Below are 23,955 nucleotides of genomic sequence, written 5' to 3'. Positions count from 1 at the left end.
AACCCTTTTCACTCATTAAGGGGTACGTCGCCGGGGTACGCTTCCAGCCCGCTGACGTTTAACCCGGTGCGAGGTCGAAGTGCCCCTGCGTGTGGTTGTCGCCGGTGCGACCGGCGTGGTCGGGAGAACACTGCTTCCGCTGCTGCGGGACCGCGGTCATCACGTGACCGCGCTCGTCCGCCACGCGGACCGGCTGGACGGCGCGGCTACGGCCGACGACGTCGCAGTCGCCGACCTGTTGGATTCGGCCGGATTGCGCCGGGAATTGCGCCGCGTCGAGCCGGACGTGGTCATCGACCAGACGTCCGGCTTCGGAAGAGCCGACCTGGACGAGGGCTTGCGCCGCACCGCGCAGTTGCGCGAGCGCGGGTCCCGGAATCTGGTCGAGGCCGCCGTCGAGGTGGGCGCGCGGCGCATCATCGGTCAGAGCATGACCGCCGCCTACCGCCCGCACGGGCACGACGTGCTGGACGAGGAATCACCACTGTGGACAGACGCGCCGGGCTGCTGGGGCGACGCGGTCCGAGCCCTTGCGGCGATAGAAGAAGCGGTGCTGACCTGTCCGGACATCGAGGGCGTCGCGCTGCGCTACGGCGCGCTGTACGGCCCGAGCACCCACTACGCGCCGGGCGGGACGATCCACGCGCGGGTCTGCGGCAGCGCGCTACCGCTGGTGGACGATGGCGTCGGCCTGACGTCGTTCACCCACGTCGACGACGCGGCCGGGGCGGTGCTCGCGTTGGTCACCGGCGGTGAGCCAGGCACCTACAATGTCGTGGACAACGAGCCGGCCGAATCGATGGAATGGTTACCGGCCTACGCGCGGATGGCGGGCGGCCCGGCCCCGGTTTCGCTGACCATGGACCAGGCCAGGGCGCAGCTGGACTGGTTGACCGTGCACCAGCTGACCGAGCAGCGCGGTGCCACCAACTTCCGATTACGCGAAACGCTGGGCTGGCGGCCGATGTGGCCGAGCTGGCGTGAGGGATTTGCCGCCTTGTTCGGCCTTTGGTCCGGCTAGTCGCGGGTGAACTGCGGCGCCGCTCGGCGGGTCCATGATCGTTCCAGCGCGAGCAAGCGCGCACACTGCGGTCCGGGGGCTGGGAGATCCGCGCTGGCACGGGTTAGGTTCAGAAGTAAGATCATGTCCCCCGAGGCCGGAGACGAGAGCAGCCGATGACCGCCACTGACGTGCACCCGCTGCGGGAGCTGTTGCCGGAAGGCCGCGTGTTCGACGACGTCGACGTGCTGGAGGCCCACCGCAGGGACCGGGCCACCTTCTGCCCGGCCGGAAAACCATCGGTGCTGGTCCGCGCGCGGTCCACTGAGGACGTCGCGACGACGCTGAAGTGGGCGCACGAGAACCGGGTTCCGGTGGTGCCGCAGGGCGCACGCTCCGGGCTGTCCGGCGCGGCCAACGCCATCGACGGCTGCATCCTGCTCTCGCTGGATAAGATGGACCAGATCGTCGAGATCGACACCGACGAGCAGATCGCCGTCGTGCAGCCCGGCGTTGTCAACGGCGTGTTCGCGGCGAAGGTCGCCGAGCACGGGCTGTTCTACCCGCCCGACCCGGGTTCCCGCAGCATCTCGACCATCGGTGGCAACGTGGCCACCAACGCCGGGGGTATGTGCTGCGTGAAGTACGGCGTGACCGGCGACTTCGTGCGCGGCCTGGAGGTGGTGCTCGCCGACGGCCGGGTGATGCGCACCGGCCGCCGCACCGCCAAGGGCGTCGCCGGCTACGACCTGACCCGGCTGATGGTCGGCTCCGAGGGAACCCTCGGCGTGGTCACCGAGGTCACCGTCGCGCTGCGGCCGGCCGCAGCGCAGCCGCTGACCGCGGTCGCGTTCTTCCCGACGATCGCCGACGCGGCCCGCACCGTCGCCGGATACCTGGGGGAGGGCTACCGGCCGTCGGTGCTGGAGTTCATGGACGCCCCGACGGTGCGCGCGGTGCAGCGCATCGCAGACCTCGGCTTCCCGGACGGCGTGGCAGGAATGCTTCTCGTGCAGTCCGACCGCGGCGAGGCCGCTCCGGCCGACCTGGCGGCCTTCGAGCGCGTGGCTCGTTCCTTCGCCGCCACCGAGGTGGTCGTCGCGGACGACCCGGCCGAGGGCGAGCTGCTGATGCGGGCCCGGCGGCTGGTCGGGGACGCCCACGAGAAGCTCGGCCTGTCGCTGCTGGTCGACGACGTGTGCGTGCCCCGGCGGCGGCTGGTGGACCTGGTCGAGGGACTGGGGAGGATCGCGGAGCAGCACCGGGTGCAGGTGCTGTGCGCCGGGCATGCCGGCGACGGCAACATGCATCCGGTCGTCGCCTTCGATGCCGACGCCCCGGACGAGGCGGTCCGCGCGCAGCACGCGTTCGACGCGATCATGGAACTGGGGCTGGAGCTCGGCGGCACCATCACCGGTGAGCACGGCGTCGGCCACCTCAAGCGGCGCTGGCTGGGCGAGGAGCTCGACGACGCGGGCCTGTGGACCCAGCGAACGATCAAGAACGCCCTCGACCCCCACGGCATCCTCAACCCCGGCCGAGTCCTCCCCGACCCGGTCTGAGGCGATTTCAATCGGAAATCAGCGCGCCGATTCGCATTGAGCCCACCCTGGCCGATCCGCAGCCGCGATGCTGGAAGCCCCATCGGTACGGGGCTGTCGCAAGCGGCGTAGCCGCCTTTGCCTACCTCGCAACTGGCACCGCCGCGGGTTCTCAGCGGTCTTCTCGACGGCGTCGAAGCCCGAGTCGCATACCACACTGCCCCAACTGCCAACCCTGATCCGCCCAGCGCGCAGGTGCGGACAATTTCGCGAGAAATCGCACCGCCCCCTGATGAACCGACCCACCACGTTCCGTGATCACCCCGCGCCGTGCCGTGGGGCGGGGTGCAATTTCGCGAGAAATCGACGTTCACCCGGGTGACGGTCAATTTCTCGCGAAATTGCGCCGACCCACCCGGCGCCAACCCCGGCTGGCGGGGCTGGCTTCAGTGCTCGGCGGCGGCACTGCGGGCGTCGGCGAGGCTCCGCAGGATCGGGTAGACCAGCACGATGCCGACCGGAAGGACAGCCCGGACGCGTGGTCCTACGTGTGTCCGGGCTCCCACAGCCGAGAAGGCCTCTGAGGTTCCGCTACCCGCACCGCTACGCAAGAAGAGGTTGGAGAACGCTCACTGGAATCGCCGGTGGACCGGTCAGTCGTGGTCGTAGGAGTCGTCCACCGGGACCGGGCGGTGCTGGTCGGCGAGGTCCGCGGGGTCGGCGTCGAGGGGGACCTCGATCGGTTCCGGCTCTTCCTCGTCGGGCACTTCCTCGGCTTGGCGCGCCTGTTCGGCGGCGTCGGCTTCCGGGGTTTCGGGGTCCATCGATTCCTCCAGTCGGTTGCTGGTCGGATCAACCGCAACGGTAACGAGCCCGGCCGCGCGGCGCGCGGCTCACGGCGACAACCGCCGCGAGCTGGTCGCCCAGGTCGTGCAGCCGGGGGAGGCCCTCCAAGCGGCGCAGCCATGACTGCGGCCAGCCAGCGGCGCCGCGCATGGCCCCGGCGAGCGCCGCCGCCATGCTGGCGATGGTGTCGGTGTCGCCGCTGGCCCGGATGCACTGCCGCACGACGTCGACCGGGCTTTCGGCGTGGCCGAGGAACGCCCACAGCGCCAGCGGCACCGAATGCGTGGCCCGCACGTCGTTGCCGAGCTCCTCGGCGGCGCGGTGCGGGGCCCGGTGCCCAAGCTGTGCGGCGACCGCTTGCAGCCGCCGCACCCACTCCGGTTCGTGGATGACGTGGGCCAGCTTGCCCGGGAAAGATTCCGGGTCGAGCGACCCGCGGGTGTGCAGGGCCAGGTACGCGCTGCAGGCCTGCACCGCCGCGCCTTCCAGCCCGTCGGGGTGGCCATGGGTCACCGATGCCGCGCGGCGGCCCAGTTCCGCGGCGTGGTGGGCGCTTTGCGCGGCCAACGCCACCGGCGCGCAGCGCATCGCGGCGCCGTTGCCGAACGAAGCCTGCCCGCGGAACATCGACACGGCCGCATCCCGCCACGGCACGCCCGAGTTGAGCTGCCCGAACAGGTCCGCCGCCGAGGTGGCGAATCCGCGCCACGGTTCTCGGTTCCAGGCGCAGGCAAGGGCGGCGGCGAGCTCGCCCTCGGCTAGCAGGTGCCCGCCGAGGCGGGCACGCTCCAGCAGGTGTTCGGCCACGGCTATGGTCAGCGCGGTGTCGTCGGTGTAGCGCAGCTGGTGGTTGGAGTACTCGAACTCCCGCAAGGTCAGCTCGCTGGCCGGTGGTTTGCCTTCGAACGGGGCGCCCATGGCGTCGCCGAGTCCGACTCCTGTGAACAACCCGCGGGCGCGGTCGTTCGCCGACGCGGGACCGGTCGAGTTCACCCGCGACCTCCCGAGGACACAGGTTGTTGGTGTCAACGGTACGCCCAGCGCGGGGGAACGGACGTGGTCAACTTCCCGCCTTCCCCTGTATAGGCGCTGCCTCGAACGCGCTTTCAACCTGGGAGAAAATGGTGCCGGCCGTCCTGGGCGCCTTGATCGTCTTGTCCGCAGTGGCAGCCTTGGTCGGCTGGCGGTGGTCCCGTCCGCACGGCGCGGAGCGCACAACCTCGTTGCGGCATCCGGGTTTCTGGCTGCTCGTGGTGTCGGGCGCGATTTACCTGAACCAGGTGTTGTGCACGGTCTACCTGATGCGGGTGTGGCACGGCGCGATCCGGCCTTCATCGCCGCTACTTGCCCAACGGCTGGTTCGATCTGGCCGACGACAACCCGATGATCAAGTGGCTGGCCGAGGTGTGGCCGCGTCTGGAACTGCTGTCGTGGAGCCTGTTGCGCGTGCAGGCATTCTTGGAGCTGCCGTTCGTGGTGCTGGCCTACCTGACGATCTGCCGGTGGTTCTGCTCCGAGGTGTTCCGGCGGGCCGCAGTGTGGCCGGTGGCGGTTTCCTACACGGCGGCCTTCTGCTTGATCGAGTGGTCGCTGCTCAACCCGTACACGCTCGAGGACATCGTGCTCCGAGTCGCGTCCGGGCTGGTGACGCCGTGGTTCGTGGCGCGGCTTTCCGCTGGCCACCGAGAGCGGGCCGATTCGGTGGCGGACCTGGCGGTCTTCGTGGTTTCGGCGGCGGCACTGGGTGTCCTGTTGCCGGCGGTCTACGAGACCGCATTGCTCTACAACCTCGGGCGCCTCACAGCGGCGGCGCCGATGATGGCGGGTGCGGCCGTGGTGCTCGTCATGGCGAGGTTGGTCGCGCGCCGGCTGCCGACCGCTCAGGCCGGGCTCCGGGGATCACGGCGGTCGGCGCGTCGTTGCGCTGGTTCCTGATGTTCTTCTTCGCGCCCGCACTTCCGATCCGCTACGGGATCTCCTTCGGCACCCCCGTGTTGTCGGCAGCAGGAGGCGTGATTCATCATCGCCGCCGCGGTGGTCTGCGGGGTGCACGAGACCGCGCGCGGCGTCGGTGCCGCGGCGGGTCTGGGCCCGCGGAACTCGTCCTCGCGGTGGTGTTGGGCGCGGCGGCCGCTTGCGCCGGATTCCTCGCCGTCGGCGGATATCCCGAAGCCCGGATGCTCGCTGCCGCCGGTGCGTTCCTCGTCCTAGCTAGCGGTGTGCGGTGCTCGACCGGGTTGTTGTCGCCAGGTGAGCGGGACCCAGGGGTCCCGCTCACCCGAGGCGTTCAGCCGATGGATCGGCCCGCGTACTCCGGCGCGGGCTCGGCCAGGGCGGCGAACCGCTCCGCCACAGCCGTCGGGAACGGCGTCGTGCCGCCCTTCTGGCCGTCCACGTGCAGCGCCATGATCTCCTCGGTCGCCACCAAGGCACCGTCAGCCGACATCTCGTGGCAGATGCGAACCTTCTTGGCGCCGGTGCCCACGATGCGGCTGGTCACCACCAGGTCCGAAGCCGACTTGACCTCCCGCAGGTAGCGCACGTGGGCCTCCACCGTGTAAAGCGAGCAGCCCGTGTCGGTGCGGTAGGACGCGTCCAGCCCCATCTGGTCCATCACCGCGTCGGTGGCGAACCCGAACACCAGCACGTAGTAGGCCTCGCTGAGGTGGCCGTTGTAGTCGATCCACTCCGGACGGACCCGCTGCCGGTACTCCCGCAGCCCGGTCACGGCTTGCCGTTCCGCACGCCGTCGATCGCACGCATGACGGCGATCACCGCGAGGTCGCGGTCGGCGACCAGTTCGGCGATGCTGCGGCCGTCGGCGGCCTCCTCACAGCCCTTGACCATGGCGTCGCGCAGCTCGTCGGTGAGCTCCGGCGCCTCCAGCCGGGTCCACGGCGACTTCAGCGACGGGCCGAAGTGGTCCAGCATGTGCGCCATGCCGCCCTCACCACCGGCAAGGTGGAAGGTCAGGCACGGCCCGAGCAGCGGCCAGCGCAGGCCGGGCCCTTCGGTGATCGACGCGTCGATCTGCGCCGGCGTGGCCTCGCCGTTGGCGACCATGTGCAGCGCCTCGCGCCAGATCGCCTCCTGCAGCCGGTTGGCGATGAAGCCCGGCACCTCGCGGTCCATGGTGATCACCGACTTGCCGGCGACCTCGAAGAACTCCGCTGCCCACTGCACCGCCCACGGCTCGGTCCGCTCGCCGCCGACGACCTCGACCAGCGGGATGAGGTATGGCGGGTTGAACGGGTGCCCGACCACGAGCCGCTGCGGCGTCGGGCAGTCCACCTGCATCTCGGTCATGCCGTAGCCGGATGTGGACGACGAGACCACGACGCCCGCCGGGGTCGCCGCGTCGATGTGGGCCAGCAGATCCCGTTTGAGCGCAAGGTCTTCCGGCGCGCTCTCCTGCACGAAGTCGGCCTCGGCGACGGCTTCTTCCAGCGTCGGGGCGATGACGAGGTTGTCGCGGGAGGCGCCGTCGGCCAACCCGAGTTCGATCAGGGCGGGCCACGCGGCGTCGACCAGCCGACGCAGCTTGGCCTCGAAATCCGGGGCCGGGTCCCACGCGGTCACCTGGTAGCCGCGCGCCAGGAAGTGCGCGACCCAGCCGCCGCCGATGACACCGGCACCGATGCACGTGACCCGCCGCACCGCCGCGGGGGAGGGGGTGTTCTCGTTCAACTTGGGAATTCCTTTTCGAGGTCGTCTTCGACGCGGCCGCAGCCGCTCGCGTCGTGGGGCGGGCGATTTCGCGCGAAATCGGCGGTCCGCACGGGGGACGGATGGCGATTTCGCGTGAAATCGCCAGGGCCTACGGAACGTCTGGTGTCAACGCTTCTCGAGGCCGAGCTGTTCGCGGGCCTGGTCCGGGGTGGCGACCCTCATGCCCATGCCCTCGACGATCGTCACCGCGCGTTCGACCAGCTGTCCGTTGGTGGCCTTGACGCCACGGCTCAGGTAGAGGTTGTCCTCCAGGCCGACGCGGACGTTGCCGCCCAGCGCGGCCGTCAGGCCCACCCAGCGCAGCTGGTCGCGGCCGATGGCGAAGCTCGCCCAGTTCGCGCCGGCGGGCAGCATGTTCACCATCGCCTGCAGCAGGCCTGGGTCCGGCGGGGCGCCCCACGGGATGCCCGCGCATAGCTGGAACAGCGGCGGGGCCTCGATCAGCCCCTCCTCGATCAGCTTGGTGGCGAACCACAGGTTGCCGGTGTCGAAGATCTCCAGCTCCGGCTTGACGCCCAGCTCCTGGATCCGCTTGGCGTCGGCGCGCAGCATGTCCGGGGTGGAGATGTAGAGCTGGCTGCCCTCCCCGAAGTTCAGCGAACCGCAGTCCAGCGTGCAGATGTCCGGCAGCAGCTCCTCGACGTGCGGCAGCCGGTCCAGGCCGTTGACCAGGTCGGTGCCGTCCACCGGCTTGAGCGGGTCGTCGACGTCGATGACCAGGTCGCCGCCCATCCCCGCGGTGAGGTTGATGACCACGTCGATGCCGGTCTCCTTGATCCGCTCCACCACCTCGCGGTAGAGCGACACGTCGCGGGAGCCCTGCCCGGTCTCGATGTTGCGGACGTGGATGTGCACCATGGCCGCGCCGGCCGCGGCGGCCTCCACCGCGGACTTGGCGATCTGCTCCGGGGTGACCGGGACGAACTCGCTCTTGCCGGTGGTGTCACCGGCGCCGGTGAGCGCGGCGGTGATGATCACTTCGTTGCCCATCGGGCTCTCCCTTCCGTGGGTGCGGCTGATCGCCCGGGCGCACCGGAATCCGCGCCCGGGTGGGTTCTTTCACTTCAATGCCGGACGATCTCGCGCTCGACGAACTCGCGCAGCACCCGCCGCATCCGCTCCACCGACCGGCCGGGCCGCCCGGCGAGCACCTGGATGCCCAGCCCGTCGATGAGCGCGGTCAGCGTCACGGTGAGCTCTTCCGCGTCGGTGTCGGTGAACACGCCCTGCTGCTGGCCCTGCCGGATGGTGCGGGCGATCGTGTCGTGCCAGCGCGTGTAGGAATCGCTGTGCAGCACCTGGAGATCTGGGTTCAGGGCGCTCTCGGTCCACACCTGCAGCCAGATCGACCACTCCGCGCGCAGCAGGCCCGGCGTGGGCAGCTGGAGCTCCACCAGCCGCAGCAGGCGCTCGTGGGCGTCCTCGATGCTGTGCAGCTCGGCGACCTGCCGGTCGAAGGCCAGCCGCACCGAGTAGCGCAGGGTCTCGGTGAGCAGGTCGTTGCGGCCGGGGAAGTAGTAGTGGATGGTCGCGGCGCTGGTGCCGCAGGCCTTGGCGACGTCGGCGACCCGCACCGAGTGGTAGCCGCGCTCGGCGATCAGCGTCCAGGCGGCGTCGAGGATCTGCTGGTACCGGCCCGCTTCGCGGAGGTCGCCGGGTTCGCGCCCGGGCCGCGCGGTGCGCTGCGGCGCGGCGGCAACCGTCTCGATGTCGTCGCCGCCGTAGATCAGCCAGTGCACCGTGACGCCGGTGAGCTCGGCGATCCGGGTGAGCTCGACCGGGGTGAACCGGCGGGTCCCGGTCAGCGACTTGGAGAGCTTCGTTGGGTCCAGGCCGATCCGCTCGGCGAAGGCACGCTGGCTCCCGGGATACTTGCGCAACACATCGCGCACTCGCTGGCGCAACGCGGCCGTCGTGTCCTCCACGGGACGGAACGCTAACAGCACGTTGCGAGAATCGCAATGAACTGTGCGTGTTGCGATCCCGTCGGGTTGCCGTGGGATGCCTCGCATTTGAGCAACATGCCTAGCCAATCGCGTTAACATGGCCCGTGGCGACGATCGCGCATGGAGTGGGTTGTGATTGATAAGTCAGTCGGTCGCAATGCCGGTGCGAGTCTCGGATGGTGCGAGCGTAGAACGAACGTGCTGAGCTGAACTCGTGAACAGCACCAGGCCGGTGGCGAAGACCGCCGCGGGGCAGGAGAGCGCGCGGCGCTGGCGAGTGCTGGCCATCTGCCTGGTCGCCGGCTTCATGACCCTGCTCGACGTCAGCATCGTCAACGTCGCGCTGCCGTCGATCCAGCAGGGGCTGGACGCGCCGGCGGCGGCGCTGTCGTGGGTGGTCTCCGGCTACGCCCTGACCTTCGGGCTGGTCCTGGTGCCGGCAGGTCGGCTCGGCGACGACCGGGGCCGCAGCCGGATGTTCCTGCTGGCGCTGGCGGCTTTCACGCTGGCCAGCGCACTGGCCGGATTCGCGTTGACCCCGCTGTGGCTGGTCATCGCCCGCCTGCTGCAGGGGGTGGCCGGCGGGTTGCTCAACCCGCAGGTGCTCGGCCTTATGCAGCAGCTGTTCCACGGCCGCGAGCGCGGCAAGGCTTTCGGCCTGTTCGGCGCGGTGGTCGGCATCTCGACGGCGATCGGCCCGCTGCTGGGCGGCCTGATCATCCAGCTCGCCGGGCAGGAGCACGGCTGGCGCTGGGTGTTCTTCGTGAACCTGCCCATCGGTATCGCGGCGGTGCTCTACGGGCTGCGGGTGCTGCCGCGCGACGGCGCGCGCGAACAGTCCCGCAGCCTCGACCTGGTCGGGGTGCTGCTGCTCGGCGGTGGCCTGCTGTGCCTGTTGTTGCCGCTGGTCGAGCAGGAGAGCGGCCATGGCGCGCCGTGGTTCCTGCTGATCGTTGCCGCGGTCCTGCTGGCGCTGTTCGTGGCGTGGGAGTACTGGTACCGGGCGAGGGGGCGCGCGCCGCTGGTGAACCTGCGGCTGCTGAAGATCCGCAGCTACTCGTTCGGCGCAACGCTGGGGCTGCTGTACTTCGCGGGGTTCACCAGCATCTTCTTCGTGCTGGCGGTGTACTTCCAGCGTGGCCTCGGCTATTCGGCGCTGCAGGCCGGGCTGGCGCTGACGCCGTTCGCGGTCGGCTCGGCGGTGGCGTCGGCCGTCGGCGGCCGGATCGTGCACCGGATGGGCCGACGATTGGTGATCATCGGCTTAGCGGCGGCGCTGCTCGGCCTGCTGGCGACGGACCTGCTGCTGGCCACGCATCCGGGAGAGGCGGCCGGAATGGTGACGGCCCTGCCGCTGCTGATCGCCGGAACCGGCAGCGGCCTGGTGATCTCGCCGAACCAGACGGTGACGCTGAGCGAGATCGACGCCGCCCACGGCGGGACGGCGGCGGGAGTCCAGCAGACGGGCCAGCGCATCGGCTCGGCGGTGGGCACGGCGGCGGCCTCGGGCTTGTTCTTCGGCACCCTGACGACGAGCGGCTTCGACACGGCGATCTCGGACGGCCTGATCGTCTCGGTCGGCTTCGTCACGGCCGCCCTGGTCGTAGCCCTCGCCGAGGTCTTACTGGCAAGGCGCACCGTTTCCGCTGCTGAAGACCCGTGAGTCCGTTGGGCAGCTTTATATAGCGGCTGTTCGGGAAGGTGCTGACGTGAAGCGAACGGACCGTTTGTGTCGTCTATCGAGGTGAACAGGCCGTTCGCTGCACACCAACAGCCCGGGATTCACATCAGATGAACGGAGCGAACGGACCGTTTGTGTCGTCTACGAGCCTGTTGCGTTTTCGGCGAAAACGGCTGAACCGAAGTACCAAATCAGTCTCGATCGCCGCCGTTTGTCCGCCAGTGGCCATCTCAGCCGTGATCGATCGATCACGGTCCGTGGTGGGCGTAATTTTGCAACAGGCTCCTACCGAAGTGAACAGGCCGTTCGCTTCACACCGGTTGGCGAGCCATAACCGGACCACTACCGTTGGGGCGGGCAGGAACCGCCCGGCAGGACGAGTTCCCAAACAGCCTCTATAGCACCCGAAAGTACTCACGGGGCCTGATCAGCGGAAACGTCACGCCTTCAAGGAGGTCAGGAAGGAGTTCCAGGCGGCGGTGCCGAAGCTCAGCACGCCGTCGTCGGGAGCCTTGGAGTCCCTGACCCGGACGACGCTGTCGAGTAACCGGACCTCGACGCAGTTGTCGCTGCCGCCGGTGCTGCGGGAGCTCTTGAACCAGTCCGTGTCAGATTGAAGTCGCGACATGGTCAGCCACCTTTCGAGACCTGAGGTTGCAATCTTCCCCGGCTGACCAGCGGAAATGTCAAGGCTTTAAGGAACTCAGGAAAGCGCTCCATGCGGCGGAGTCAAACCTCAACACGCCGTCCTCGGGAGCCTTCGAGTCCCGCACGCAAACGGCGCTGCCGAGCAACTGGACCTCGACGCAGTTGTCACTGCTCGCGGTGCTCCGGGAGCTCTTGAACCAGTCGGTGTTGAGAGGAGTTCGCGACGTCATTCCATGCCCTCCAAGATCTGCTCGATCAACCGCAAGGATGCACGCGCACTGAGCGCCGAGGCCCGGATGTGGTCGAACACACGAGACATGATCGCAATGTCGGTGGTGTCTTGGTAGTAGGTGGAAGGCCCGAACAGCGTCGTCGAGAAGCCGACCGGTGTTCCCCTGTGCCCGAAGCCGAAGACGGTGAGCCCACCGCCCCTCGTTGGGTTCTGGGCATCGTGTCGTAGCACCTGGACGACGAGGTCGTTCCGGCTGTTTGTCAAGTGCAGGATGTGTGCCAACTGCTCCCGCATGACGTCAGGAACGCCGACTTTTGCGTGTAGGACTTCCTCGGACACCACGAAGTGGAGGGACTTCGTGGTGTCATGGTTCAGCGTTCGCGCCTGACGTTCGAGTCGGAACGCAACGCGTTGGCCGCGTTCGGGGTCTTCGGCACCCCACCAAGCTCCGTCGGCCTCGTCGAAGACAGCGTTGATGTAACTGGGAGCTTGCAGAAGCCCTGGAATGATTCCTGATTCGCAGCTCTTGATCTCCGTGGCGCTGGCCTCGAGGTCAGCAAAGCGCTGGAAGGCACCGGGGAGCAGGTCCGTGTAGGTGCGGCCGCGCTGGCGCTTCCGTGCTTGCGCACCGAGGGCTACAACCGTTTCGCGCTCGTCTCCGGATATGCCGTAGAAGTCCAGCAGTTTGACAAGATCTTCTCGGCTCAGCGTGCCCTTGCCGTCTTCCAGCTCGACGATGCGGGAGCGGACCCGGCCGATCGCTTCGGCCGCCGCTTGCTGGGATTTGCCGGATTCTTCGCGGATTCGACGCAGGGCCAGGCCGAGTTGCCGTCGCTCCAGGGTTTGGCGGGCTCGCGCCATCGGCGACCTCCACGATCTCGAAACACCCGATCAGGGACCTGCCCTAAACGCGACGGTCGCCCTAATCTTAAACGCGACGGTCGCGCTTAGCGATTGTATGGTTGCAAGCAGTCACACTAGTCGTCCACTGAGGAAGGTCGGGAGCATGGCCCTGTTTCACTACTCCGGGATATCCATCGACTCGTTCGTTGAGATGGAGGACGAGGTGCCGATGCGGTACGAGATCGATCGACTGAACGATCTCGTGATTCTCTACTGTGGACGCGACAGCGAGTACGTCCTCAGCATCGGCCGGGAGAACCTCGCCGCGCTCATCGGCCTCGGCACCAAGGCGATCGAAGAACTCGCCGCGGCCTGAGGTGCACGATTTGCAGCGGGTGAAGGGCATCATCATTGGCCGGCAAAATCGGTCAAAGTGCCCTTCACCCGGAATCCAGTCGGACGCCGATGGCGGATCGTTCGGACAGGAGTTAGTCGCGGGCGGCGTCCGGAGTGGGGTTGGCCAGGCGGGCGTGGCGGTGGCCGTAGCCGAAGTAGATCACCAGGCCCAGCACCAGCCAGGTCGCGAAGCGCAGCCACGTGATGATGTCCAGGTTGGACATCAGGTACAGGCACGCCAGGGCGGTGATGATCGGTAGCACCGGCGACAGCGGCATCCTGAACGGGCGGTGCAGTTCCGGCTTGCGGCGGCGCAGCACCGGGACCGCGATGGCGACGATGACGAAGCCGGACAGCGCGCCGATGCTGACCATGTCGGCCAGCTCCGAGATCGGGATGAACCCGGCCAGCAGCATGATCACCACTGCGCCGCCGATGGTCATCCGGTGCGGCGTGCCCCACTTCGGGTGCACCTGGGAGAGCTTCGGCGGCAGCAGGCCGTCGCGGCTCATCGCGAAGCCGATGCGGCCGATGGTGACCAGCTCGACCATCATCACCGACGTCAGCCCGGTCACCGCGCCGAGCGCGATCAGCGCCGCCACCCAAGGCTGACCGACGGTCTGGAAGGCCGCCGCCAGCGGGGCCGCCTCGTCGATCTGCCGGTAGTCCACCATTGCGGTGAGCACGACCGCGACCGCGATGTACAGCAGGGTGCACACGATCAGGCTGCCGAGCAGCCCGACGGGCAGGTCGCGCTTCGGGTGCTTGGTCTCCTCGCTGAGGTTGGCCAGCGCCTCGAAGCCGGTGTAGGCGAAGAACACGATCGCCGCCGCGGTGAACATGCCGCCGATGCCGTACATGGACTGCTCCATGCCCAGCGCCGCCTGCAGCAGCGGTTGTTCCAGCACACTCGCGGTGGCTGGCGCGGGCTGGGCGGGCGGGATGAACGGCACGAGGTTGGCGCCCCGGACGAAGAACAGCCCTGCGACGATCACCAGCACGCACACCGCGACCTTGACCACGACCAGCGCGTTGGTCACCCACGACGATTCGCGGATGCCGATCACCGCGATGACGGTGAGGATCGCGATGATCAGGATCGCGCCGACGTTGATCGTCGAGTCCTCGCCGAACCACTGCGGGGGCAGGCCGAGCAGGTTCGAGACGTAGCCCGACCAGCTGCGCGAGACCACCGCCGCGCCGAGCGCGAACTCCAGCAGCAGGTCCCAGCCGATGATCCAGGCGAACAGCTCGCCGAGCGTGGCGTAGCCGTAGGTGTAGGCGCTGCCCGCGGTCGGCACCGCGGAGGCGAGCTCGGCGTAGGCAAACGCGGCTAGCGCCGCGACGATGCCGCCGACCACAAACGACAGCACCACAGAGGGGCCGGCGTGCTCCTTGGCCTCGATCCCGGCGAGCGTGAACACCCCGGTGCCGATGATGATGCCGATGCCGAAGCCGACCAGGTCGCGCCCGGTGAGCCGGCGGATCAGGCCGCTGCGCTCGCCGCGGGTCAGTACGTCCTCGACGGGCATTGTTCGAAAGACGTTCACAAGCTGGCACGGTAGAAGATGCGAGCAGCGGGGCCCAATCGGCATCGCGATGCGTCATCAGATCGGTACGAAAAGTGACCCTGGGTGGTCGGCTGCAGGTTGCCATGCGATCCGTTGGGAGCGAACGGACCGTTCACCTCGATAGGAGCCTGTTGCGTTTTCGGCGAAAACGGCTGAACCGAAGTACCAAATCAGTCTCGATCGCCGCCGTTTGTCCGCCAGTGGCCATCTCAGCCGTGATCGATCGATCACGGTCCGTGGTGGGCGTAATATTGCAACAGGCTCATAGCTTGGGTTTTAACCTTTGGGTGTTGTTGTGGCCCCGGTTGATCATGGGAACAGCCCTTGGGTGATCATGCTTCTGACGAAAGAAGAAGATCAACCAAGGGCTGTCGTGATCAGTGTGCAGGATGACCGCCAGGCGGTCGAGTTCGGGGCTGTGACCGGGTTCCGGGATGGGTTTTACCGGTGTCTGTCGGCTCGGGCGGATGCGTTGTTCGAGCTCTGCGATGCGGTGTCCTGCGGTGAGCGGCCGGTGACCTCGTTGGTGGAGTTGTCGCTGTCGCCGGTGTTCCGGCGGGGGCATGGCGCGTTGTACGACGCGTTGGCGGCCGGGGAGATCGACGCCGCCGGGGTACGGGATGTGCTGGTGGATGGGTTGCCTGCCGCGGCGGACGAGGGACCGCTTCTGTTCACCGCTGATGTGACCGTGTGCCCGCGACCGGATGCGGAGTGCTCGGCGGATCGCGGTCACTGTCATACGTCGTGTCGCTGTGACGGTGACCGTAAGACGATCCCTGGCTGGAACTATGCGTGGCTTGCGGGCATCCAGTGGGGTCGTTCGTCGTGGGTGTCGCCGGTGGATGCGGTCCGGATGGATCCCGACGATGATCTCGTGGCGGTGACCGCCGCCCAGATCCGGGAGTTGGCTACTCGTCTGCGCGCCGCCGGGCGCACGGGTGGAGCGGGCCGCCTTCCACCGATGGTGGTGATGGACTCTGGTTATCCGGCTACCGCGATGACCGACGCGGTGTCTGATGTGGACGTGCAACTGCTGATCCGTCTCGACCGTGACGATCGGGTGTTTCACCGCCCACCGCCGCCGCGGGTGCCTGGCAGGACCGGGCGGCCACCGAAATACGGCGCCCGCTTCGAGTGCGCCAGCCCCACCAGTTGGCACACCCCGGACGCCACGCTGACCGTGGACACCGACCGCTACGGACGGGTTGAGGTGCATGCCTGGTCCGGGCTGTCGCCGAAGATCCAAGCCCGCGGCTGGTTCGCCGACCGTAGCGAACTACCCGTGGTCACCGGCACGGTCGTGCACGTCCGCGTGGAACACCTGCCCGACGGACGCGCCCCGCACAAGGACCTGTGGCTGTGGTGGGCCGCCCCCGAGGGCGTCCCACTGGATCTGGACATGCTGTGGCGGGTCTACCTACGGCGGTTCGACATCGAGCATTTCTTCCGTTTTGCCAAGTCGACCTTGGGCTGGACCGCGGCGAAAACCCGCACACCCGCCCAGCAGGACCGGTGGACCTGGCTGACGATCGCCGCCTACACCCAACTCAGACTCGCCCGCAACCTCACCACGGACCTGCGGCGTCCCTGGGAACGACGCCCCGAGCCAGACCGGCCGTTAAGCCCGCACCGGGTACGCCGCGGGTTTCGCCACATCCATGATCGTCTCGGGACCCCCGCGCGTGTGCCGAAACCCACCCGGCCCGGCCCAGGGCGGCCCCCAGGCTCCCGCTCCGGTCCTGCTCAACGCCATCCCGTCCGCAAAAAAACCGAAAAAACGGACACCCGGCAACCCGCCGGAAAGAAGCAAGCAGGTTAAAACCCAAGCATAGAGCGGGCGAACAGTCCGTTCGCTTCATCTCACGCGTCGTGAGTACGGCCGCGCCACCCGGAACGATCACCCCGTCGTAGAGCACCGAGCCCATCGTGTTCATGGCGCGGCCGACCTCGACCTCGTCGGAGTCCGTGCTGCGGACCTTGCCGTCATGCAGGCCGAGGACCTCCGCCATCGCGCCGCGCTCGGCGAGCTCGCGCCGGATCTGGGCGACCTCGGTGGCGTCCACGCCGTCGGCGACCAGCACCGCGACCCGGCGGGTGGCGACGTCGCCGGTCGCGGAGTTCGCCAGGCTCAGCGCGGGGGAGCTGCGACCGTGATTGGGCCTGCCGCCGCTCGGCGCGGCCACCCCGATTCCTTCGGCCGCCGCCACGGCCAGCTCGTGGTCGATCTGCTCGATCTGCTGCACCACGGTCTGGCGCACGTGCTTTTGGTCGACCTTGCCGAGCTCGAAGCGGAACGCCGCGACGATGTGCTCCTTCTCCGAGTGGGCCATGCTGTTTCAGAACAGAGTGGCCTGGCTGTAGAAGTCCTTGAAGCTCTCGCTCCGCTTGCGGATTTGTGCCCCTCGACCTTCTCCTGGTAGTGCGAGAAGGCACCCTCGTCGGCCAGCGCCGGGCAACCGCGGCCGAGGCTGTTCTTGAAGTAGCTGGTCCGTCCCTTGTGGACGCGCTGCTGCCCGTAGCCGTCCCGCCGGTTGTTGGCGACTTCGGCCACCGGGCGGTTGACCGGCAGCTGCGCGAAGTTCGGACCGCCCAGCCGGATCATCAAGCTGTCGTTGCTTGGCGTCGTGCCCATCGTTGGCGATCGCGGCTGGCATGTCGGCTGGACCGCCCCAACGGGTTCCCGGTCGCCCGGGCCGGGATGTCACGGTTACGAGCCGAGCGCGGCGGGGAGCCAGTGCAGCAGTTCCGGCGCACCGGCGACGATCAGGAAGTGCAGCGAGCGGCCGACGAGGCTCGCGACGAGGAAGCCGATCAGCGGAATGCCGGCCGCACCGGAGAGGAAGCACATCAGGCTGTAGGGCGGGATGCCGGGGACTGCGCTGAGGCAGAGCACGCCCAGTCCCCACCACGGGCGTTCCTGCGTCCGCTGGTGGAACTTCTCGAACCAGGCGGACCACCTGCCGCGGCGCTTGGCTTCGACGCGCTTGCGCAACCGCTCGCCGAGCGTGAAGCCGCCCTTGCCCGCCAAGTAGAACAGCGCCTTCCCGGCGACCTGGCCGACGGCCGCGGCCAGCCCGAACGCCCACCAGCTGACGCCGTCCACGGTGGAGACCACGCCGAGCAGGTAGAGCTCGATGTTGACCAGTGGGAACACGCTGCCGAGCGCGGCGGTGCCCGCGGTGGCCAGCAACCACCCGATCACCGGACCACCCGGCCGACGGCACGCCCGCGTTGCGAACCCGGATGGTGGATCAAGTCGAAAGCTCCGTAGCTGCTGGAACAGGCCCGCCAGAGCCTACCGGCCCACCCCTGGCCGCCACCCATCCGGACGGATTTTCGCGCCGGGACACCACCGCGACGGTTGGTCGTCAGCGCAAAGAAGAGAGAACTACCGCATTGCGGAACTCTAGTTTCGTTGCCAGCAATTTCAATGGAAATTGGATCTTCGATTTCCATTGAAATTGCTGGCAAATCGGACGGTGGTTTCGTGCTGTGGAAATTTGTGCCCTTTAAACCTCGTCTGGGCGGGCGGGTTCGGCGTCGGGGTCCCAGGAGAGGAGGCGGACCCGGCTGACCGTTTGGAGGTGGCGGCGCATGGCGGTGACCGCCGCGCGCGGGTTGCCCGCCCGGATCGCCTCGGCGATGCGTTCGTGCTGGGCCAGCGATTTGCCCGGCCGGTTGGGTTGGCGCAGCGACTCCTGGCGGCTCTCGGCGATCTCCGCGGAGATGGTCCGCATGAAGTCGCCCAGCAGCGAGCTGTGCGCGGCGGCGGTGATCGCGGCGTGGAACCGGCGGTCCCCCTCGCTGCCGAGCCCGCCTTCGGCTATCTCGCGGCGCATGTCCGCCAGCGCCGCGTCGACCTCGGCGAGGTCTGCTTCGGTGCGCCGCTGCGCGGCCAGCTCCGCGAGCTTGGTCTCCAGCGCCTCTCGCGCCTCCAGAACCTCCGGCAGGCGGCGCTTGCGCGCGACCAGGTCGGCGACCGATTCCGCGTCCAGCGATTCGCGGCGAAGGTAGGTGCCACCGCCGTGGCGCACCTCGACGAGGCCTTGCACTTCGAGCACGACGATCGCCTGCTTGACCGACGCCCGGCTGACGCCGAGCCGCTCCGCGAGCTCCCGCTCCGGCGGTAGCCGGTCGCCGACGCGCAGGCCGGAATCAGCCACGTGCTCCCGCAGCCGCTGCACCACCTGCTCGTACAGGCGGGGGCGGGCGAGTGGGCGCAGGGCTTCGGGCACCGGGTTCCTCCAGGCAGAATCAATGGTGAGAAGGCTAACACCGAACCATCTGGCCGAGTGGATGAGCCAATTTTGCCACACTTCCTTGACGCGGCGTCGAGATCGGCGCCAAAGTGGTCGAGCCAGTGGACCACTGTCGGCTTCCGGCTCGCCGGACATCGCAGGTCTGCGGGCGGGACATTGAGGAGCGTGGAGGTGGTCATGGCCGGCGCGGCGCAGGTGCTGTTCCCCAAGTTGCGAAAGCCCGACGAGAAGGAGGCGCTGCGGTTCGGGCCGCGCGCGCTGAACTACCGGGAGCTGTCGGAGGTGGCCGCCGCGATCGCCGAGCGGGTCGGAACGGCGAAGCGGATCGCGGTTTGGGCGACCGCCACGCCGGAGACCTGCGCCGCCGTAATCGGCGGGCTGAGCGCGGGCGTCGCGGTGGTGCCGATCAACCCCAAGGTGGGGGAGCGGGAGCTCGCGCACATCCTCGGCGACAGCAAGCCGGAACTCCTGCTGGCCCCGCCCGGTTTCCAGCGCCCGGAGGGGCTCGGCGACGTGCCGGTGCACGAGGTTGACCTGGGCGTCCGCGGCGGTGAGCTGCCGTCGGAGGCCGGCGAGGACGACCCCGCGCTGATCGTCTACACCTCGGGCACCACCGGGCCGCCGAAGGGCGTGGTGCTGCCCCGCCGCGCGATCCGCGCCAACCTCGACGCGCTGGCCGAGGCCTGGGAGTGGACCGAACGCGACGTGCTGGTGCACGCCCTGCCGTTGTTCCACGTGCACGGGCTGATCCTCGGCACGCTCGGCCCGGTGCGGCTCGGCGGGACGGTCCACCACCTGGGCAAGTTCTCGTCCGCCGCCGTGGCCGAAGAGCTCGCCGGGCCCGCGACGATGATGTTCGGCGTGCCGACCATGTACCACCGGCTGGCCGAGGACGCCGAGCGCGACCCGCAGATCGCGCGGTCGGTCGGCAAGGCGCGGCTGCTGGTCTCCGGTTCCGCGGCGCTGCCCGCGGTCGAGCACGAGCGCATCGAGCGCCTCACCGGGCAGCGGGTCGTGGAGCGCTACGGCATGAGCGAGACGATCATGAACTGCGGCGTGCGCGCCGACGGCGACCGCCGGCCCGGCTACGTGGGGCGCCCGTTCGCCGGGGTCGAGCTCAAACTCGTCGACGAGCAGGGCGAGGAGATCATCGCCAGCGACGACGAGACCGTCGGCGAGATCCTGGTGCGCGGCTCGAACCTGTTCAGCGGCTACCTCAACCGGCCGGACGCCACCGACGCGGCGTTCGTCGAAGGCTGGTTCCGCACCGGTGACGTGGCCACCCGCGCGCCGGACGGCTACATCCGGATCGTCGGCCGCAAGGCCACCGACATCATCAAGAGCGGCGGCTACAAGATCGGCGCGGGCGAGATCGAGAACTGCCTGCTGGAGCACCCAGCGGTCGCCGAGGTCGCGGTCACCGGCGAGCCCGACGCCGACCTGGGCGAGCGCATCATCGCCTGGATCGTGCGCGCACCCGGCCAGCAGGTCGCCGAGCAGGAGTTGGTCGACCACGTCGCCCGGCTGCTCACCCCGCACAAGCGGCCGCGTGAGGTGCGGTTCCTGGATGCGTTGCCGCGCAACGAGATGGGCAAGGTGCAGAAGAAAGCGCTGCAGCATGGCTGAGCAGTCCGCGGCTCGCGCGCTGGTCGAATCGATCAGCCGGGGGTTCGAGGAGTTCGAGCCCCCGGCCGGGCCGTCGGCAGCGGACGGCCCGCTGGGCTGGCCCGGCTACGACGACCAGCGCGCCCGCGCGACCGAGCGGACCGGGGCGGAGGAGTCTGTCCTGTGCGGGCGGGGTTGGGTCGGGTCGCGGCAGGCAGTGTTCGTCGCCTTCGACTTCGCCTTCCTCGGCGGCTCGGTCGGGGAGGCGTCCGGGGCGCGCATCGTGGCGGCTTTCGAACAGGCCCGGGAGCTCCGGCTGCCGGTGATCTCGCTGGTGGCTTCGGGCGGCAGCCGCATGCAGGAGGGGATCTGCGCCCTGCGCCAGTTGCAGGAGATCGCGCGGGCCTGCCTGCTGACCCGCAAGGACTGGATCCCGCACGTCGCGGTGCTGCGCAACCCGACCACTGGTGGCATGTGGGTGGCGCTGGCGGCGGCGGCCGACGTCGTGCTGGCGACGTCCGGCGCGGCAGTCGCCTTCGGTGGCAGCCGGGTGCGCAGCGCGGCCGAGAACGGCGAGGCGTTCCACGCCGAGGGCAAGCTCGCCGACGGCCAGGTCGACAGGGTCGTCGACGATGCCGAACTGCCCCACGTGCTGGCGGACCTGTTGTCGCTGCTGCACCCGCAGCAGCTGGTCCGGCCGGCTGAACCCGCCCCGGTCCCGGCCGCGCTGACCGCAGGCGACCTGCCCGCGACCGGCTGGGACGCGGTGCAGCGGGCGCGCTCGGCCGACCGGCCGCGCGCCCGGGCCTACCTGGACGCCTACCTCGCCCGGCGCTTCGAGATCAGCGGCGACCGGGCCGGTGGCTACGACGAGGGGATGATCTGCGGATTTGGCGACCACAACGGGCGCACCATCGCCTTCGCCGCCCAGACGGGAACCGCGAACACCCCGGCCGGGTTCCGCACCGCGGCCCGGCTGATCCGGCTCGCCGACCAGCTCGGCATCCCCGTGCTGACGCTGGTCGACACCCCGGGCGCGGCCAACGACGCGGCGGCCGAACGCGGCGCCATCGGGCCGGCCATCGCGGAGGTCTTCGCCGCGGTCGCCGACGCGCGGGTGCCGGTCACCACGCTGGTCGTCGGCGAGGGTGGCTCGGGCGGTGCCCTGGCGCTGGCGGCCCCGGAGCGGACCTGGATCACCTCGGATGCGTACTTCGCCGTGATAGCACCGGAATCCAGCGCCGCGATCCTCAAGCGCGACCCGGCCGAAGTGCCGGAACTCGCCGGGCTCCTGCGCCTGCGCCCGCAGGACCTCCTGGACCTGGGCTTCGTCCAGGGCATCGCACGCTGACCCGCCCGCGTCGAAGGGGCCGCGATTTCGCGCAGTGATGATGTGGGTGGGGATCGTCCGGGGTGTCAGGTGGCGCTACAGCGCGTTCCAGCGCACCGAGGTCCGCAAGCTGCTGCGGACTGGAAACGCGACCAGCTGATCATCACCGGGCGCTACGCCCACATCGGCTGCCTGATGACCGCGGCCGAGGCGTTCCAGCAGGACATCCAGGCGTTCGTGGCCGCCGACGCCGTCGCGGACTTCTCGTTGGAGGAGCACCGGATGGCGCTGGACTACGCGGCCAAGCGGTGCGCCGTGGTGGACACCTCGGCGGCGCTGGGGCGGTCGCTGGTGCTGCACGGCTCCGCGAAGTGGCCTGACGGGTTCCGGGGAGAGCGTGGGAATGTCGCAGAAGTTGACACTGGAAGACGCGCGGGCACAGGTCGCGGAGCTGCTTTACGAGGGCCCGGCGGAGCTGACCGACGAGGAGAACCTCATCGACTGGGGCGTGGATTGGGTGCGGATCATGTCGCTGGTGGAGAAGTGGCGCCGCCTGGGCGTCCAGATCACCTTCGCCGACCTCGCCGAGCGCCCCACCCTGGCGGAGTGGTGGGCGGTCCTCGAACCCAAGGTCGTCACGGGGGAGTTATGGGTGAGGGGCACCCTCGAGCGGCTCAGCCGTCGGCTCAGCCGCCCAAGGGTGCCCCTCACCTGTTCAACAACTCAGTCTTGCCAGGGGATTTGGGGGGATCGGTGGTAGTCGATGCCCGATGCCGCCAGTCGCGGGGCGTGGGTGGCCAGGCGTTGGCTGAAGGACTCCCAGTTCTGGGCGGACTTGGGAGACCAGCCGAGTTCGGCGATGGCCGGTAGCCGGGGGAAGGCCATGAACTCGATGTGGTCCGAGTTCTCCAGGGTTTCCGACCACAGCGGTGCCTCCACGCCGAGGATCGACTCCTCCGGCACGCCCTTCAGGTAGCTGCCCGGATCCCAGCCGTAGGCGTCGGCGACCTCGATGTAGCCGGCCCAGTGCAGGCCCAGCTCGGTGTTCTCGTCGTACTTGTGGTCCAAATAGAACTTATTCGCCGGGGAGGCCAGGATCTTGTTGCCCCGGGCGACCGCATCGGTGAGCAGCGGGTCGGAGTCGGTGGTGCCCCAGTACTGCAGCACCGCGTTGCCCTCCGGCGCCGCCTTGCCGTACTCGTGCCAGCCCATCGCGGTCTTGCCGTACTTGGCGGGCAGCGGGATCACCCGCTCAAAGAACTGCTTGTAGTCCTCGTCAGTGGTCGAGTGCGCCTCGTCGCCGCCGATGTGCAGGTACGGCCCGGGGGTGATCGCCGCGATCTCCCGGACGACGTCTTCGACGAACTGGTAGGTGATCTCCTTGTCCACGCAGAACGAGCTGAAGCCGACCTCGATCCCGGTGTACAGCGGCGGCGCGACGCCGTCGCAGTTGAACTCGGCGTAGGAAGCGAGCGCGGCGTTGGTGTGGCCGGGCATGTCGATCTCCGGCACGACGGTGATGTGCCGGGACGCGGCGTACTCGACGATCTCCGCGTAGTCCTCCTGCGTGTAGTACCCGCCCGGGCCGCCGCCGACCTCGGTGCTGCCGCCGTGCTCGGTCAGCCGCGGCCAGCTGTTGATCTGGATCCGCCAGCCCTGGTCGTCGGTGAGGTGCAGGTGCAACCAGTTGATCTTGTAGCGGGCGACCTGGTCGATGTAGAGCTTGACCTGGTCCACGGTGAAGAAGTGCCGCGCGACGTCGAGCATCGTGGCCCGGTGCTCGAACCTCGGCTTGTCGACGATCTCGCCGCCGGGCACGGTCCATGGTCCGGGCTGCTCGGTCGGGCTCCCGATCGCGGCGGGCAGCAGCTGGCGCAGCGTCTGCACGCCGTTGAACAGGCCCTCGACGCTGGTCGCGTGTATGCCGATGTTGTCGTCGGCCGCCTGCAGTCGATACCCGGCCGGGCCGAGCTCAGGCGATCCGTCCAGCGCCAGCGAGATGTCGCCGGAGCCGAGCGCGCGCTGGTCGACCGGCACCGGGAATCCGGTCGCCGGGCGCAGGATTCCGGCCAGGTACTCGCCGGCCTCGGCGGCTTCGCCGGCGGCTTTGACCGAGGTCTGCCCGGTCAGTTCGAAGGTGGTTCCGGGGGCTGGCTGCACCGACTCGGGGGCGGGGATGATGTTTTCCATCGCGGTGTTCTCCACGGCTGGTGCGCCGCCGGCGGGAGCTACGAGCCCACCGGTGAGCAGCGCACCCGTCACGACGGCGAGCGCTGCCTTGCGAACCGTCGGTAGGGGTCTGGTCATGTGTCTCGCTCCATGATCGGG

Annotated in this window: 22 protein-coding genes and 3 pseudogenes; 10 read left to right on the top strand and 15 right to left on the bottom strand. The window is 69.0% G+C overall.

Features of this window, described 5'->3' with window-relative positions; translation table 11 throughout:
- Nucleotides 1–79: 79 nt before the first annotated feature.
- Nucleotides 80–1,021 carry an NAD-dependent epimerase/dehydratase family protein gene (locus DL519_RS13975; protein ID WP_223838950.1) on the top strand — a complete coding sequence of 314 codons (942 nt, stop codon included), beginning with the start codon at nucleotides 80–82 and terminating at the stop codon, nucleotides 1,019–1,021.
- Nucleotides 1,022–1,176: 155 nt separating this feature from the next.
- Complete coding sequence (locus tag DL519_RS13970) at nucleotides 1,177–2,562, top strand: FAD-binding oxidoreductase (protein ID WP_190815306.1); 1,386 nt, start codon at nucleotides 1,177–1,179, stop codon at nucleotides 2,560–2,562.
- Between the two features lie 632 nt (nucleotides 2,563–3,194).
- Here DL519_RS13970 and DL519_RS13965 read toward each other — a convergent pair.
- Together DL519_RS13965 and DL519_RS13960 are read right to left on the bottom strand one after the other, a co-directional pair.
- The gene (locus DL519_RS13965) at nucleotides 3,195–3,365 is read right to left on the bottom strand and encodes a hypothetical protein (protein ID WP_190815302.1); all 171 of its coding nucleotides are present in this window, start codon (nucleotides 3,363–3,365) and stop codon (nucleotides 3,195–3,197) included.
- Between the two features lie 28 nt (nucleotides 3,366–3,393).
- A complete protein-coding gene (locus DL519_RS13960) occupies nucleotides 3,394–4,380 on the bottom strand; it encodes an ADP-ribosylglycohydrolase family protein (protein ID WP_223838949.1) in 987 nt (328 codons plus the stop codon).
- 390 nt (nucleotides 4,381–4,770) lie between these two features.
- Here DL519_RS13960 and DL519_RS13955 point away from each other — a divergent pair, with 390 nt between their 5' ends.
- Nucleotides 4,771–5,322, top strand: a complete 552-nt coding sequence (locus DL519_RS13955) for a hypothetical protein (RefSeq protein ID WP_190815300.1) — start codon at nucleotides 4,771–4,773, stop codon at nucleotides 5,320–5,322.
- A 352-nt stretch (nucleotides 5,323–5,674) separates the two neighbouring features.
- Here the strand turns inward: DL519_RS13955 and DL519_RS13950 are convergent, their stop codons facing one another.
- The 4 genes from DL519_RS13950 to DL519_RS13935 all read right to left on the bottom strand — a co-directional run bounded on the left by DL519_RS13950 (nucleotide 5,675) and on the right by DL519_RS13935 (nucleotide 9,041).
- Nucleotides 5,675–6,106 carry a thioesterase family protein gene (locus DL519_RS13950; protein WP_397545050.1) on the bottom strand — a complete coding sequence of 144 codons (432 nt, stop codon included), beginning with the start codon at nucleotides 6,104–6,106 and terminating at the stop codon, nucleotides 5,675–5,677.
- Nucleotides 6,107–6,111: 5 nt separating this feature from the next.
- Nucleotides 6,112–7,074, bottom strand: coding sequence for a 3-hydroxyacyl-CoA dehydrogenase NAD-binding domain-containing protein (locus tag DL519_RS13945; RefSeq protein ID WP_190815286.1), 963 nt, complete (start codon nucleotides 7,072–7,074; stop codon nucleotides 6,112–6,114).
- Nucleotides 7,075–7,221: 147 nt separating this feature from the next.
- Nucleotides 7,222–8,106 carry a BKACE family enzyme gene (locus DL519_RS13940; protein ID WP_190815284.1) on the bottom strand — a complete coding sequence of 295 codons (885 nt, stop codon included), beginning with the start codon at nucleotides 8,104–8,106 and terminating at the stop codon, nucleotides 7,222–7,224.
- A gap of 74 nt (nucleotides 8,107–8,180) precedes the next feature.
- Nucleotides 8,181–9,041 (bottom strand): TetR/AcrR family transcriptional regulator, encoded by an 861-nt coding sequence (locus DL519_RS13935; protein ID WP_190815281.1) that lies wholly within the window; start codon nucleotides 9,039–9,041, stop codon nucleotides 8,181–8,183.
- A 235-nt stretch (nucleotides 9,042–9,276) separates the two neighbouring features.
- On the opposite strand from DL519_RS13935, the gene DL519_RS13930 reads away from it, so the two are divergent.
- On the top strand, nucleotides 9,277–10,725 hold the full coding sequence (locus DL519_RS13930; RefSeq protein WP_223838948.1) for an MFS transporter: 1,449 nt from the start codon (nucleotides 9,277–9,279) through the stop codon (nucleotides 10,723–10,725).
- A 457-nt stretch (nucleotides 10,726–11,182) separates the two neighbouring features.
- Here DL519_RS13930 and DL519_RS13925 read toward each other — a convergent pair whose 3' ends face one another.
- Genes DL519_RS13925 through DL519_RS13915 form a run of 3 tightly spaced genes read right to left on the bottom strand, consistent with a single transcriptional unit; the run spans nucleotide 11,183 to nucleotide 12,484 of the window.
- Entirely contained in the window at nucleotides 11,183–11,371 is a 189-nt protein-coding gene (locus DL519_RS13925) for a DUF397 domain-containing protein (RefSeq protein ID WP_190815279.1), read from the bottom strand.
- Nucleotides 11,372–11,429: 58 nt separating this feature from the next.
- Entirely contained in the window at nucleotides 11,430–11,621 is a 192-nt protein-coding gene (locus DL519_RS13920; protein ID WP_190815278.1) for a DUF397 domain-containing protein, read from the bottom strand.
- Complete coding sequence (locus DL519_RS13915; protein WP_190815275.1) at nucleotides 11,618–12,484, bottom strand: helix-turn-helix domain-containing protein; 867 nt, start codon at nucleotides 12,482–12,484, stop codon at nucleotides 11,618–11,620. Before DL519_RS13915 ends, DL519_RS13920 begins: the two co-directional genes overlap by 4 nt.
- Before the next feature lie 145 nt (nucleotides 12,485–12,629).
- On the opposite strand from DL519_RS13915, the gene DL519_RS13910 reads away from it, so the two are divergent.
- Entirely contained in the window at nucleotides 12,630–12,842 is a 213-nt protein-coding gene (locus DL519_RS13910) for a hypothetical protein (protein WP_190815273.1), read from the top strand.
- 112 nt (nucleotides 12,843–12,954) lie between these two features.
- Here the strand turns inward: DL519_RS13910 and DL519_RS13905 are convergent, their stop codons facing one another.
- Nucleotides 12,955–14,394: an amino acid permease gene (locus DL519_RS13905; protein WP_190815272.1), complete on the bottom strand. Its 1,440-nt coding sequence runs from the start codon at nucleotides 14,392–14,394 to the stop codon at nucleotides 12,955–12,957.
- 412 nt (nucleotides 14,395–14,806) lie between these two features.
- Between DL519_RS13905 and DL519_RS13900 the strand changes: the two genes are divergently transcribed.
- On the top strand, nucleotides 14,807–16,252 hold the full coding sequence (locus DL519_RS13900) for an NF041680 family putative transposase (protein ID WP_223838947.1): 1,446 nt from the start codon (nucleotides 14,807–14,809) through the stop codon (nucleotides 16,250–16,252).
- Nucleotides 16,253–16,343: 91 nt separating this feature from the next.
- Here the strand turns inward: DL519_RS13900 and DL519_RS46395 are convergent.
- The 4 genes and pseudogenes from DL519_RS46395 to DL519_RS13885 form a co-directional block, all read right to left on the bottom strand.
- A pseudogene (locus DL519_RS46395) lies at nucleotides 16,344–16,763 on the bottom strand (catalase-related domain-containing protein); the annotation flags it as partial.
- 194 nt (nucleotides 16,764–16,957) lie between these two features.
- Nucleotides 16,958–17,035, bottom strand: a pseudogene (locus DL519_RS48645) (hypothetical protein); the annotation flags it as partial.
- Nucleotides 17,036–17,140: 105 nt separating this feature from the next.
- Nucleotides 17,141–17,635: a VTT domain-containing protein gene (locus DL519_RS13890; protein ID WP_190815269.1), complete on the bottom strand. Its 495-nt coding sequence runs from the start codon at nucleotides 17,633–17,635 to the stop codon at nucleotides 17,141–17,143.
- A gap of 307 nt (nucleotides 17,636–17,942) precedes the next feature.
- On the bottom strand, nucleotides 17,943–18,668 hold the full coding sequence (locus tag DL519_RS13885) for a FadR/GntR family transcriptional regulator (protein WP_190815267.1): 726 nt from the start codon (nucleotides 18,666–18,668) through the stop codon (nucleotides 17,943–17,945).
- 201 nt (nucleotides 18,669–18,869) lie between these two features.
- Here DL519_RS13885 and DL519_RS13880 point away from each other — a divergent pair, with 201 nt between their 5' ends.
- The 4 genes and pseudogenes from DL519_RS13880 (at nucleotide 18,870) to DL519_RS13865 (ending at nucleotide 22,387) form a co-directional block, all read left to right on the top strand.
- The gene (locus DL519_RS13880; RefSeq protein ID WP_190823968.1) at nucleotides 18,870–20,318 is read left to right on the top strand and encodes an acyl-CoA synthetase; all 1,449 of its coding nucleotides are present in this window, start codon (nucleotides 18,870–18,872) and stop codon (nucleotides 20,316–20,318) included.
- Entirely contained in the window at nucleotides 20,311–21,648 is a 1,338-nt protein-coding gene (locus DL519_RS13875; protein WP_190815265.1) for a carboxyl transferase domain-containing protein, read from the top strand. The genes DL519_RS13880 and DL519_RS13875 overlap by 8 nt, the downstream gene beginning before the upstream one ends.
- A 174-nt stretch (nucleotides 21,649–21,822) precedes the next feature.
- Nucleotides 21,823–21,900 (top strand): annotated as a pseudogene (locus DL519_RS49405) (isochorismatase family protein); the annotation flags it as partial.
- Between the two features lie 130 nt (nucleotides 21,901–22,030).
- Nucleotides 22,031–22,387, top strand: a complete 357-nt coding sequence (locus DL519_RS13865) for a phosphopantetheine-binding protein (protein ID WP_317891364.1) — start codon at nucleotides 22,031–22,033, stop codon at nucleotides 22,385–22,387.
- Here the strand turns inward: DL519_RS13865 and DL519_RS13860 are convergent.
- A complete protein-coding gene (locus DL519_RS13860; RefSeq protein WP_190815263.1) occupies nucleotides 22,351–23,934 on the bottom strand; it encodes a beta-N-acetylhexosaminidase in 1,584 nt (527 codons plus the stop codon). The two genes, DL519_RS13865 and DL519_RS13860, sit on opposite strands and share 37 nt — an antisense overlap.
- Nucleotides 23,935–23,955 lie beyond the last annotated feature (21 nt).

It is taken from the genome of Saccharopolyspora pogona (genome assembly GCF_014697215.1).
Classification (GTDB): domain Bacteria; phylum Actinomycetota; class Actinomycetes; order Mycobacteriales; family Pseudonocardiaceae; genus Saccharopolyspora; species Saccharopolyspora hattusasensis.
The sequence above is the reverse complement of the archived record's forward strand: the minus strand, read 5'-3'. Positions and strand labels throughout refer to the sequence as shown.